Source organism: Azospirillum tabaci (genome assembly GCF_014596085.1).
Lineage (GTDB): Bacteria > Pseudomonadota > Alphaproteobacteria > Azospirillales > Azospirillaceae > Azospirillum > Azospirillum tabaci.
This window is the reverse complement of sequence record NZ_JACCJY010000005.1, coordinates 1-12,847: the sequence shown is the minus strand read 5'-3', so window position 1 is coordinate 12,847 and position 12,847 is coordinate 1. Positions and strand designations below refer to the sequence as shown.

The 12,847-nt window shown below is 68.1% G+C and carries 11 protein-coding genes; all 11 read right to left on the bottom strand.

What is annotated here, in order from left to right; translation table 11 throughout:
* Positions 1–2 precede the first annotated feature (2 nt).
* Complete coding sequence (gene urtB / locus H0B54_RS08135; protein WP_188259925.1) at positions 3–1,634, bottom strand: urea ABC transporter permease subunit UrtB; 1,632 nt, start codon at positions 1,632–1,634, stop codon at positions 3–5.
* Positions 1,635–1,808: 174 nt separating this feature from the next.
* Positions 1,809–3,128 (bottom strand): urea ABC transporter substrate-binding protein, encoded by a 1,320-nt coding sequence (urtA, locus tag H0B54_RS08130; protein WP_188259924.1) that lies wholly within the window; start codon positions 3,126–3,128, stop codon positions 1,809–1,811.
* Between the two features lie 213 nt (positions 3,129–3,341).
* Positions 3,342–4,220, bottom strand: coding sequence for a sugar phosphate isomerase/epimerase family protein (locus tag H0B54_RS08125; RefSeq protein ID WP_246472408.1), 879 nt, complete (start codon positions 4,218–4,220; stop codon positions 3,342–3,344).
* Positions 4,221–4,383: 163 nt separating this feature from the next.
* Complete coding sequence (locus H0B54_RS08120; protein WP_188259923.1) at positions 4,384–5,556, bottom strand: dihydrodipicolinate synthase family protein; 1,173 nt, start codon at positions 5,554–5,556, stop codon at positions 4,384–4,386.
* 16 nt (positions 5,557–5,572) lie between these two features.
* Positions 5,573–6,724: a Gfo/Idh/MocA family protein gene (locus H0B54_RS08115; protein ID WP_035675142.1), complete on the bottom strand. Its 1,152-nt coding sequence runs from the start codon at positions 6,722–6,724 to the stop codon at positions 5,573–5,575.
* Between the two features lie 20 nt (positions 6,725–6,744).
* Entirely contained in the window at positions 6,745–8,037 is a 1,293-nt protein-coding gene (locus H0B54_RS08110) for an enolase-like domain-containing protein (protein WP_188259922.1), read from the bottom strand.
* 248 nt (positions 8,038–8,285) lie between these two features.
* Positions 8,286–9,110, bottom strand: coding sequence for an ABC transporter ATP-binding protein (locus H0B54_RS08105; RefSeq protein ID WP_014241100.1), 825 nt, complete (start codon positions 9,108–9,110; stop codon positions 8,286–8,288).
* A gap of 26 nt (positions 9,111–9,136) precedes the next feature.
* Positions 9,137–10,135: an ABC transporter substrate-binding protein gene (locus H0B54_RS08100; RefSeq protein WP_188259921.1), complete on the bottom strand. Its 999-nt coding sequence runs from the start codon at positions 10,133–10,135 to the stop codon at positions 9,137–9,139.
* A gap of 64 nt (positions 10,136–10,199) precedes the next feature.
* Positions 10,200–11,072, bottom strand: coding sequence for an ABC transporter permease (locus H0B54_RS08095; RefSeq protein WP_211109262.1), 873 nt, complete (start codon positions 11,070–11,072; stop codon positions 10,200–10,202).
* A 185-nt stretch (positions 11,073–11,257) separates the two neighbouring features.
* Entirely contained in the window at positions 11,258–11,959 is a 702-nt protein-coding gene (locus tag H0B54_RS08090; RefSeq protein ID WP_188259920.1) for a TetR/AcrR family transcriptional regulator, read from the bottom strand.
* Positions 11,960–12,216: 257 nt separating this feature from the next.
* Positions 12,217–12,847 (bottom strand): MORN repeat-containing protein (locus H0B54_RS08085; protein ID WP_425490022.1); only part of this gene is annotated, 631 nt, incomplete at its 5' end.

Sequence of the window (12,847 nt, the reverse complement as noted above, 5' to 3'; positions counted from 1 at the left end):
GATCAGGCCTCCACCGCCCGGCCCTTCAGCGCGAACAGGCCGCGCGGACGCCGTTGGATGAACAGGATGATGAAGATCAGCACCAGGATCTTGCCCAGCACCGCGCCCGCGTAGGGCTCCAGGAACTTGTTGACGCCGCCGAGCGCCAGCGCGCCGACCAGCGTGCCCCACAGGTTGCCGACGCCGCCGAACACCACGACCATGAAGCTGTCGATGATGTAGCCCTGGCCCAGGTTGGGGCTGACGTTGTCGATCTGGCTCAGCGCCACCCCGGCCAGCCCGGCGATGCCGGAGCCGAGGCCGAAGGTCAGCGCGTCCACCCGCGCGGTGCGGATGCCCATGGCGTTGGCCATGCTGCGGTTCTGGGTGACGGCGCGGATGCTCAGCCCGAACCACGTCTTGCGCAGCGCCACCAGCAGCGCGCCGAAGACGAGGAAGGCGAAGACGACGATCCACAGCCGCCCGTAGGTGATGGTCAACCCGCCGAGTTCGAAAGCGCCGGACATCCAGGACGGGGCGCCGACCTCGCGGTTCGTCGGCCCGAAAATGGAGCGCACCGCCTGCTGGAGCGCCAGCGACAGGCCCCAGGTCGCCAGCAGCGTTTCCAGCGGACGCCCATAGAGCCAGCGGATCACGCTGCGTTCGATGGCGACGCCGACCGCGCCGGAGACGAGGAAGGCGACGGGCAGAGCCACCAGGATGGAGAAGTCGAACAGGCCGGGCGCCCACTGGCGGAAAGCCTCCTGGACCAGGAAGGTGGCGTAGGCGCCGATCATCACCATCTCGCCATGCGCCATGTTGATGACGCCCATGACGCCGAAGGTGACGGCCAGCCCGATCGCCGCCAGCAGCAGCACCGAACCGAGCGACAGGCCATACCACAGATTTTGCGCCGCACCCCACAGGGCGAGCCGCTGCTCGACCGACGCGATGGCCTTCGTGGCGGCATCCTTCACCGCGTCGCTGCCCCCGTTGGAGACGCTGTTGGCGGTGCCGTTCAGCAGGGCCAGCGCGTCCTGGTCGCCGCGTTCCTTCAGCACATCGACGGCGGCGATCTTGTCGGCGTCGGAAGCGTCCCCGGCCAGCAGGACGGAGGCCCGCGCCTGGGTCATCGCGCGGCGCACGCGCTCGTCGGTTTCCTTGGCCAGCGCCATGTTCAGTGCGTCCAGCGCGTTGGCGTCGCGGCTCTTGAACACCGCCTCGGCGGCCTGCCGGCGCGTGTTGGCGTCGGGGCTCATCAGGGTGAGCGCACCGAGCGTCGCGCTGATCGTGCGGCGCAGGGCGTTGTTGATGCGGATCTTCTCGACCGCGTTGCGGTCCGCCTCGCCCAGCGCAGCGCCGGTCAGCGGGTCGGTCAGGGCATAGCCGTTCCCGGCGCGCTTGGCGACGACCACGGCACCGTCCGCCTTGCGGATGTGCAAATCGCCGGCCTGGAGGGCCTCGATCACCGGCACGACGGCGGGATCGCCCGTCTCGGCCAGCCCGGCGAGGGCCTTTTCGGTGTCGGCGTAGCTGCCGGCGCCCAGGCCGCGGACCAGCGGTGCCAGATCGGCGGCGCCCAGATTGGCGGAGAAGGCGGACGGTGCGGCCAGCGCCAGAAACGCGGCCAGCAGCCAGCAGAATGCGCGGTGCATCGCGGTTCCTGTGATGTGTCGGAAGCTATTTCAATCAAGGAAAGGGCGTTGCCCCCACCCCGGCCCTCCCCCGCTTCGCAGGGGAGGGAGCATGGTCCCCTCCCCTGCGACAGCGGGGGAGGGTTAGGGAGGGGGCACCACGCAGCCAGTTACCAAGAGGCGTTCAGACGGTCCTCACGACCCCTTGCCACCGCACTTGCCGGTCTTCACGTTGAAGTTGCCGCAGGACAGCGGGGCGCGCCAATCGGAGATCAGGTCCTTGCTGTCCGGCAGGAAGTCCGACCACTCGTCGCCGACCACGAGGCCCGGCGTCTTGGAGACGGTTTCGAACTGGCCGTTCTCCTGCACCTCGCCGATCAGAACCGGCTTGGTGATGTGGTGGTTCGGCAGCATCGCCGAATAGCCGCCCGTCAGGTTCGGGACCGACACGCCGACGAGGCTGTCGATGACCGCGTTGCTGTCGACGGTGCCGGCCTTCTCGACCGCCTTCACCCACATGTTGAAGCCGATGTAGTGGGCTTCCATCGGGTCGTTGGTGACGCGCTTGTCGTTTTTGGTGAATGCCTGCCACTTCTTGATGAAGTCGCTGTTCTCCGCCGTGTCCACCGACATGAAGTAGTTCCAGGCGGCGAGATGCCCGACCAGCGGCTTGGTGTCGATGCCGGCCAGTTCCTCCTCACCCACGGAGAAGGCGACGACGGGGATGTCCTGCGCCTTGACGCCCTGGTTGCCCAGCTCCTTGTAGAAGGGGACGTTGGCGTCGCCGTTGATGGTCGAGACGACGGCGGTCTTCTTGCCGGCCGAGCCGAACTTCTTGATGTCGGCGACGATGTTCTGCCAGTCGGCATGGCCGAACGGGGTGTAGTTGATCATGATGTCCTCGGACTTCACGCCCTTGGACTTCAGATAGGTTTCCAGGATCTTGTTGGTCGTGCGCGGGTAGACGTAGTCGGTGCCGGCCAGCACCCAGCGCTGCACGCCTTCCTTCTCCGCCAGATAGTCGACGGCGGGGATGGCCTGCTGGTTCGGGGCGGCGCCGGTGTAGAAGACGTTGCGCGAGGACTCCTCGCCCTCATACTGCACCGGGTAGAACAGGACGCTGTTCAGCTCCTCGAACACCGGCAGGACGGACTTGCGGCTGACCGAGGTCCAGCAGCCGAACACCGCGGCCACCTTGTCCTTGCTGATCAGCTCGCGCGCCTTCTCGGCGAACAGGGGCCAGTTGGAGGCGGGATCGACGACGACCGGCTCCAGCTTCTTGCCGAGAACGCCGCCCTTCTTGTTCTGCTCTTCGATGAGCATCAGCATGACGTCCTTCAGCGTGGTCTCGCTGATCGCCATGGTGCCCGACAGGGAATGGAGGATGCCGACCTTGATGGTGTCCTGGGCCGACGCCGGGGCGGCGAAGCCCGCGGCGAACGTGACGGCAAGACCCGCGGCCGCCGCAAGGGTGCGACCGGTCTTGAAGCCCGACTGGAACCCCGTCTTCAACATTGTGAATACCCCCCGTTCTTTGGTCTGACGCCCGCCTCAGGCGTCACGGGGGTACCCTTCGCAAATGTGATGCCACGACGTGCCGGCCGTGGGCCAACTCAAGGAATCCGCGGCGCTTTACGGCCCAGTATTCGCTTACGAATTATGCACGTCTCCGCTTAATGCTCAAATTTTGCTCATTTCCGCTGGATTGACTGGTTTTTAGGCGCCGCCTCACACCGAAGACCGATGCCGTTCGACACAGACCGACAGCACCTCATCCAAAGGTCGTGCCCACCAGCGGCGCGAGAATATTTCGACCTCGGAATAGCCTTGGAATCCAACGGCCTCCACCCAACCACGGATCATCGGTATATCAATCATTCCATCGCCCATCATGCCGCGATCCTCCAGCAGGTCGGCGGTCGGCACCAGCCAATCGCACACATGAAAGGCACACAGGCGATTTCGGCCCGCCCGGCGGATCTGCGCCTCCAGTTCCGGGTCCCACCAGACATGGTAGACGTCCAACGCCACGCCCAGCGCTCCGGTTCCCTGCGGGTCCAGCCGGTCGCAGAGGTCGAGCGCGTGGCGCATCGTGTTCACGCAGGCGCGGTCGGCGGCGTACATCGGGTGCAGCGGCTCGATGGCGAGCGGCATCCCGGCACCGCGGGCGTGCTCCAGCAGTTCGGCGATGCCGTCCTCGACCTGGGCGCGGGCCAGCGCGATGTCCTTGGACGGCGGGGAGCCGGGGCGGGAGAATTGTGGCAGTCCGCCGACGACCAGAACGAGGCAGGGGGCGCCCAGCGCCGCCGCCTCGTCCACCGCGCGGCGGTTGTCGTCGCGCACCTCCGCCCGGCGGTCGGGATCGGCGGGGAACATGCCGCCGCGGCAATAGCCGGACAGCTCCAGCCCCAGGTCCTTCACGGCCCGCACGGCGCGGTCCAGCCCCACCGCGGCCACCTGGTCCCGCCAGGGGGAGACGGCGCGGATGCCCTGGCGGGCGCAGGCGTCGAAGATCTGCAGAAGGTCGCCCTGCTTGCGCACCGTGGCCGTGTTGATGGACAGCCAGCGATGATCGCCGGAGAAGTCGCGCATGATCGTGGTCCTCATTTCGAAATGCCCTCTCCCGCCCCGGGAGAGGGTGCCCGCGCAGCGGGTGGGTGAGGGTCGCGCGAGGATCGAGGCGCTGATCCTTGGCGGCACCCTCACCCTTCCCGCGCATCGCGCGGGCCCCTTCCCTCTCCCGAGGCGGGAGAGGGAGTTAACCCTTACCTCACACCGCCTCGATGCCGCGGACGGCCAGGATGTCGGCCATGCGCCACACCGCCTCGTCCGGGTCGCGCAGCAGCCCGGCCTTGTCGGCCAGCCGGAAAATCTCAGCCAGATGCAGGGTGGAGCGCGTGCCCTCCTGCCCGCCGATCATCGTGAAATGGTCCTGGTGGCCGTTTAGGTAGGCCATGAAGACCACACCGGTCTTGTAGAAGCGGGTCGGCGCCTTGAAGATGTGGCGGGACAGCGGGACGGTCGGCTCCAGAATCTCGTGGAAGCGCCCCTCCTCGCCCGCCGCCAACTCGGCGAGTGCCGCCGCCGCCGCCGGGGCGATGGCGTCGAAGATGCCCAGCAGCGCGTCGGAATGGCCCTCCGCGTCGCCGGCGATCAGCTCCGCGTAGTTGAAGTCGTCGCCGGTGTACATGCGCACGCCGGGGGCCAGACGGCGGCGCATGACGATCTCCTTGTCCTTGTCGAGCAGGGAGATCTTCACCCCGTCCACCTTGGCCGCGAAGTCGTTGATGATGCCGACCGCAGTGTCGAGCGCCACCGGGAAGTCGTTGGTTCCCCAATAGCCGGCCAGCGCCGGGTCGAACATGTCGCCCAGCCAGTGGATGATCACCGGGCTGCGCACCTGGGAGAGGATGCGGCCGTAGACGCGGACATAGTCGTCCGGCCCTTTCGCCACGCGGGCCAAGGCGCGCGACGCCATCAGGATCACCCGCCCGCCGAGATCCTCGACCGCGGATACCTGCGTCTCGTAGGCGCGGATCACGTCGTCGAGCGAGCGGGCATCCTCCGGCGCCAGATGGTCGGTGCCCGCCCCGCAGGCGATTAGCGCGTTGCCGCGCGCCTTCGCCGCGGTCAGGGAGCGCCGGATCAGTTCCAGCGAGGCGTTCCAGTCCAGCCCCATGCCGCGCTGCGCGGTGTCCATCGCCTCGGCCACGCCGAAACCCAGGTCCCACAGATGCTCGCGGAAGGCGATGGTGCGGTCCCAGTCGATGGCCGGGGTCAGCCAGGGGTCGTTGTCGGCCAACGGGTCGGCCACCATGTGGGCGGCAGCATAGGCCACGCGGTTCAAGGGCCGGTCGGTGTGGGCGGGGAAGCCCCGCGCCGGAGCGACCTCGTAGCTTTCCAGCGAGCGGTCGGCGCGCGGCAGCTTGATGGTCAGTGCCATGGACAAGGCCCTCCGGTCAGGCGGTCAGCGAGGGAACGTCGACCCAGCGGCGCTCCTTCCAGCTCTTCAGCGCGGCCTCGACGAGCTGCACGCCCTTGGCGCCCTCGATCAGGCCGTGGTTGAAGGGGGCGTCCTCGACGACGTGGCGGATGAAGGATTCCCACTGCGTCTTGAAGCCGTTGTCGGTCGGCTGGTTGTCGGGCACCGGCTGCCACGTCGCGTAGAAGTCCATGGTCTGCTTCTGGTCCGGGTTCCACACCGGGCGCGGCGTGCCCTGGCGCGGCTGGATCACGCAGTCGCTCAAGCCCGCGACGGCCGAGCCGTGGGTGCCGTCCACCTGGAAGGTCACCAGATCGTCGCGGTAGACGCGCGTCGCCCAGGAGGAGTTGATGTGGGCGATGACGCCGCCCTCCAGCTCGAAGGTGGCGTAGGCCGCGTCGTCGGCGGTGGCCTGATAGCGCTTGCCCTGCTCGTCCCAGCGCTCCGGGATGTGGATGGCGCCGAGGCAGGAGACGCTCTTCACCTGACCGAACAGGTTGTCGAGCACGTAGCGCCAGTGGCAGACCATGTCGAGGATGATGCCGCCGCCGTCCTCCTCCCGGTAGTTCCAGGAGGGCCGCTGCGCCGGCTGCCAGTCGCCCTCGAACACCCAGTAGCCGAACTCGCCGCGCACCGAGAGGATCTTTCCGAAGAAGCCGCTGTCGCGCAGCATCTTCAGCTTCTGCAGGCCGGGCAGGAACAGCTTGTCCTGCACGGTGCCGTTCTTCACCCCGGCCTCCTCGGCCAGCCGGACGACGCGCAGCGCCTCCTCCAGGTTGGTGGCGATGGGCTTCTCGCAATAGACGTGCTTGCCGGCGCGGATCGCCGCCTCCAGCAGCGTCGGGCGCATCTGGGTGGTGCCGGCGTCGAAGAAGATCGTGTCGTCGGGGTTCGCCAGGGCCGCGTCCAGATTGTCGGTCCAGCGCTCCACCCCGTGGCGCTGGGCCAGCTCGCGGATCTTCTCGGCGTTGCGCCCGACCAGGATGGGGTCCGGCATGACGCGGGACCCGTCGGACAGCGTGACGCCGCCTTGCGCCCGGATGGCGAGGATCGACCGGATCAGGTGCTGGTTCATGCCCATGCGGCCGGTCACGCCATGCATGATGATACCAAGGCGCTTCGTGCTCATGTCGGGGACTCCCTAGGGGATTATTCGTTTTGCAGAGGGGACAGGCGGTCCCACCGGGGCTGCGCCGCGCTGGCGAAGCCGGGGACGGCCAGGGTTTCGGTCGGCAGGCTGCCGCCCGCCGTGGCGAGGCGGACGATGCCGTCTTGCCGGGTGTAGAAGCCGGGATGCGCGTCGAGGAAGGCGTCGGCCTCCGGCGCTCCGTCGAAGCCGTTTCCGTACTGGTGGCCGTTGCGCTCGGCGTCGGCGATGCCGAGCAGCGCGACCAGAGCCGTGTCCTGCTGCACCGCCAGCCCGGCCTGACAGGTCAGGTCCTCCGCGGCGATGAAGTGCGGCGCGCCCCAGGCGGCGCAGCGCGCCCGGTTCAGGACGGCCTTGTAGAGCCCCTTGCAGGACTTGGACGACACGCCGCTATAGCCGGCGGCGCGGGCGCGCGGAAAGGCGTCGTAGCCGTCGTCGGACTCGTCGATGATGAAGGGGATGCGCCCGGCCACCGCGCCCAGCGGCGCCTCCAGCGCGCGCTCCCGCGCCACCGGCTGTTCGATGTAGAGCAGGCGCTCGCGGAACCCCGCCAGCGCCGGCTCGCGCTCCAGCCCGTCCACGAAGGCGGCGAGGCCCGCGGCGTCCGCGTATTGCTCGTTGCCGTCCAGCGTGGCGCGGTAGTCGCCCGCCACCGCGTCCAGCACGCCGGCGATCGCCGCCAGGCGCGCGAGGTCGGCGGACGGATCGCCGCCCAGCTTGATCTTGAAGCGGCCCAGCCGCTCCCGCGCCAGCAGGACGCGCAGGGCCTCCGGATCGTCGAGCAGCCCGACCGTGTGGCGGAGCGCCACGGACGTCCGCGGCTCCAGCCCGGCGAGGAAGCCGTCCAGGTCGAAACCCGCAAGATCCGGCGTCAGCCGCGCGTCGATCCCGGTGCGGTTGGACCGCATGCCGGTGAAGACATCCGTATCCAGAACCCGCAGCAGCCCGTCCAGCACCGCCTTGTCGATCAGCGCCGGCCCATAGGCTGCGGTCAGGTCGGGCAGCCCGGCGGCGCGGCAGGCGGCCCGCTGAATTTCATAGGCCGCTGCGTGGTGCCCGAAGGCGGTGTCGGCACGGTCCGTCCGGTAGGCGTCGCGGGCGAGGCGCAGGGAGCGGCGCAGGCCGTCCACCGTCTCGTCCGGGCTGCGGTCCGGGCGTTTGTCGAACCACTTCGGCATCATCATCTCGGCGGTGCCGCCCCACGCCTCGCCGACGCCGTCCACATGGACCAGGGCGCGGACGAAGGCCTGGGGGGCCGCCTCCACCGTCACGCTGCCGAAGCGGAAGGGCTTCACGAAGCGGACGGGGCGTTCATAGAGGTCGATGGCGCGGATGGTGAGGAGGGGTGCATTGCCCCCACCCTTCCCGCTTCGCGGGCCCCTTCCCTCCCCCGCTGACGCAGGGGAGGGCGTTGATTCCCCTCCCCTGCGCAGCTCTCGCGCAAACCTATGGTTTGCGCTGACGCGGCAGGCGGACCTTTGGTCCGCCGAGAGCGGGGGAGGGTCAGGGAGGGGGCAAGACTCTTCCATCACCACACGCCCCCTCAGTCCAGATGCCCTTGGGCGTTGAAATGCGCCCGGATGCGCTGGGTCAGCTCGATGAAGACCGGGTGCCCCATGACGTCCAACGAGCGCGGGCGGGGCAGCGGCACCTCGTAGGTCGCGGCGATGGCGCCAGGACGCTCCGACATCACCATCACCCGGTCGGCCAGGAACACCGCCTCGGGGATCGAGTGGGTGATCAGCAGAACCGTCTTGCCCGTCTCGTGCTGGATGCGCTGCAGCTCGACGTTCATCTTCTCCCGCGTCATGGCGTCGAGCGCGCCGAACGGCTCGTCCATCAGCAGGATCTTCGGGTCGTGGACCAGCGCCCGGCACAGCGAGGCGCGCTGCTGCATGCCGCCGGAGAGCTGCCAGGGGTATTTGTTCTCGAACCCCTCCAGCCCGGTCATGCGGATCAGCGCGCGGGCGCGCTCCAGATACTTGTCGCGCGGCAGTCCGCGGACCTCCACCGGCATCATGATGTTGCGCAGCACCGTCCGCCAGGCGAGCAGCACCGGGCTCTGGAACACGATCCCCACGTCGTCGTGCGGCTCGGTCACCGTGGTGCCTTCAATGGTGATGGCGCCCTCGCTGACCGGCAGCAGGCCGGCGACCAGCTTCAGCAGCGTGGACTTGCCGCAGCCGGACGGGCCGACCACCACCAGGAACTCGCCGTCCCGCACGTCAAAGGTTATCGGGCGCAGGGACGGCACCTCCCCGTCGCGGGTGCGGTAGGTCTTGGTCACGCCGTCGATCTGGATCAGGGTCTTCTGCGACAGGCGGGCCGTTTCGGCCGATCCGACGACTTTCAACTGGGGTTGAGCCATGTCCCTGCTCTCCTGTCCGTCCGGCCTCACTGGCCCGCCGCGGCGGGATCGGGGAGGAAGTCGCGGGTGTAGAAGGCCTTCGGGTTCTTCTTCGCCGCCGCGTCCAGCCCGCCGTACTCGACCAGCAGGTCCACGGTCTCGGCCATGTTGGCGTCGCTGACGCGGAAGGGCCGCTGCCCCTTGGTCTCCGCCGTGCGGTAGAGCGGCGTGGTCAGTTCGAAGCCCTCCAGCAGGGTGGCTTCCTGGCCGCCCTTGGGGTTGGCCTTGAGGATGGCGGCCACGGCCTCCTTCGGGTTCTTCTCCGCCCCTTCGACCGCCTTGGTCGTCGCGGCCATGAAGCGCTTCACGAGGTCCGGCTTGTCCTTCAGCGTGTCGGTGTGGGCGATGATGCCGGAGGAGACCATGTTGACGCCGTAGTCGGCGAAGCGGATCGGCGTCACCGACTTGCCGGTGGCGTCCTTGATCTTCATGCTCTGGTCCATGACGTAGCCCAGCAGCAGATCCGCCTGCCCGTTGATGACGGCGTTCAGCTTGGTCTGGGCGTCGCCCGACACGACGCGGAAGTCACTCTCCTTCAGGCCGGTCTTCTTCAGGAACAGCGGCCAGATCTGGGACATGCTGTCGCCCGGCGTCATGGCGACGGTCTTGCCCTTGATGTCCTCCGGCTTGCGGATGTTCTTGTCGGTGAAGCCCATGGCCGACATCGGGCTGGTCTGGAGCAGCACGCCGGGCGAGGTGACCGGGGCGCCCTTCACCGCCGCCTTTATCATGGTCGGCACGTCGACGTAGCCGAAATCGACGGTCTTCGCGGCCACCGCCTGGGTCGTCACCGCCGACCCGCGGCCCTCCTGGATCTCCAGGTCGATGCCCTCGGCCTCGTACAGGCCCTTGTCCTTGCCGTAGTAGAAGGGGGCGTGCTCGCCATACACGTACCAGTTCAGCATCAGCACGACCTTGTCCGCGGCCTGGGCCGGAAGCGTCGTGGCGGTGAGGGCGCAGAGCGCCGCGAAGAGCGTCCGTTTCATCTCGTCTCCTCCCAAAGATTGTCCGGCCGAAGGGTGTCCGGCGTCGCTGTTGTTTTTTTCGGCGTTACGACGTCGCGGTGAAGTTGTGGCGTTGGCTCGCGTGCCAAGGGATGGCGAGCCGTTCGATCACGTCGATGACCCAGAAAAGCACCACCCCGATCAGCGCCAGCACCACCAGGGCCGCGAACATCAGGGGAAGTTCGAAATTGCCGATCGAGCGTTGCAGGACGAAGCCGATGCCGGAATTCGCCCCGACGAACTCGCCCACCACCGCACCCACCACGGCCAGCGTGATCGACACCTTCAGGCCGGCGAAGATGGCCGGCAGGGCGTGCGGCAGGCTGACCATGCGGAAGGTCTGAAGGCGCGTGGCCTTCATGGACTTGGCGAGGTCCATCATGTCGCCGTCCACCGACTTGAAGCCCTGCACCGCCGACACGACGATGGGGAAGAAAGCCAGTAGGAAGGCGGAAATCACCTTGGGCAGCAACCCGAAGCCGAACCACACCACGAACAGCGGCGCGATGGCGACCTTCGGGATCGACTGCGAGAAGACCAGCAGCGGGTAGACGTAGGATTCCACCGTCTTCGACCCGGCGATCAGCATGGCGATGGGAATGCCGAACAGCACCGACAGGGCGAAACCGCCCAAGGTCGCCAGCGTGGTCGGCACCGACGCTGCCAGGAGCTGGTCCCAGTCCGCGGCGAGCGCCAAGGCCACGTCGCCCGGTTTCGGTATCAGATAGGGCGGGATCGCGAAGATCCGCACCGACAGGTCCCACAGGACGGTCAGGACCACCAGGAACAGCACCGGCCGGAACCAGCCGGAATTGAGCAGACGCAGCAGCGTGGCACCCGCCCCGCCCCGTCGCGCCGCCGTTCCCGAAGCGGGACCGCCACGGGACGCAGTCCCGTGAGCCGCCGCATCGACAGCCATCGCTCCTCCTCCCCCGGTCGTTGCGGCGCCGACGTGAGGCGCTCTTTTAACCGGCTGGTTAAAAGTAAGCCCGGCGCGGCAAAGCGGTCAACCCTGCCAAAGGGGTAGGACGGATGGTCAGGTATGCGGATTATTCATGATGAAACCACTGGCAGGAAACCGCCGGCAGGAAACCGCCTGCTGGCTCACGCCCGCAGCGACGACAGAATCAGGTCCACCATATGGTCCAGCCGCTCCGCCTTGGCCTCCTCCGCCAGCAGGTCGCGGCCGAAGATGACCGACAGAGTGTGGACGTTGGACAGGTAGAAGTAGGACTGCCCGGCGATGGAGATGTAGAGCTGCACCGGGTCCACCCCCGCCCGGAAGATCCCGGTGGCGACGCCGCGCGCCAGCACGTCGGCGATCATCTGTACGAAGGGCGAATGCATGGCGTGCACCTTGTCGGAGGTCTTCAGCAACTCCGCCCGGTGCAGGTTCTCGATGTTCAGCAGCGCCATGAACTCGGGATGGTCGAGGAAATACCGCCAAGTGAAGTGGATCAGCCGGGCGATCGCCGCGGGCGGGTCCAGAGTCTCCAGGCTCAGCGTGCGTTCGGTGGCGCGGATGTGTTCGTAGGCGCCTTCCAGCACGGCCAGATACAGGCTCTCCTTGTTGCCGACATGGTAGTAGAGCATGCGCTTGTTGGTGCCGGCGACCTCGGCAATCCGCTCCACGCGCGCGCCGCCCAGCCCATAGCGCGCGAACTCCTCCGTCGCGGCGGCGAGGATGCGCGCGCGGGTGCCCTCCGGGTCGCGGGTGACCTTTGCGGGCTTAGCCGGCTTGGCTGGGGCAGACTTGGCCGGCTTTGATGCGGAAGCGGTCTTCTTCGGGTCGGTCAGCGTGTCCATCCAGGCCGGTCCTCGCATGCGCGGCCGGAGGGCGAGCCGCAATCCGTTCCAATGTGGAGCATATCAGCCGAAACGGAAAGACGCGTTCCCTCTCCCGACAGGCTCATTGCCTATGAAGTCCCCTCTCCCCTCTGGGGAGAAGGTTAGGGTGAGGGGGTTGCCCTTGCATCGAACATTCCGCTAAGCGTAACACCCTCACCGCCTGCTTCGCGGGCACCCTCTCCCCGGAAGGGAGAGGGCTATGAGTCCAAGGGAATTCAACGGCTCAGCAACGTCGCGCCGCGCCAGATGCCGGGCTGCATCGCGCCGGCGGCGTCGATGGCCGCTCCCGGACCGTCCTGGATGCCGCCGCGGAACTGCCCGACATGGCGGGTGCCGCCGCGCATCGACAACTCGCCCGGCCCCGCCGGAAGCCGGTCCACCACGACGCCGCTGAACCGCTCGCCGTTGGAGAAGGCCAGTTCGCCATGGCCGTCCACGCGGCCCTGGCGGACCTCGCCCGCGTAGGAATCGCCGTTGGCGAAGCGGTAGACACCCGGCCCGTTCGGCACGGCGTTCACGAAGGTCCCCTCGAACCGGTCGCCGGACGGGAAGCCCAGAACGCCGTAGCCGGACATTTGATCGTCCTTCCACTCCCCCTCATAGACCTGACCATTGGCGAAGCGGTAGACGCCGACGCCGTTCCGGCTAATCGTGCCCTGAAGGGAGAAGTTTCCCAGTCCGCGGTTCCATGCCCCCTCGTAGACGTCGCCGTTGGGGAAGCGGTGAACCCCGTAGCCCGCCCCCCCGCCGCGGGCCTGACCGGCGGCGCGGCGGGCGGCGGCCTGGGCCTCGCGCGCCTTCGCCTCCGCCCCGCGCCCGGCGGTGGCGGAGCGCGACGCGCGGGAG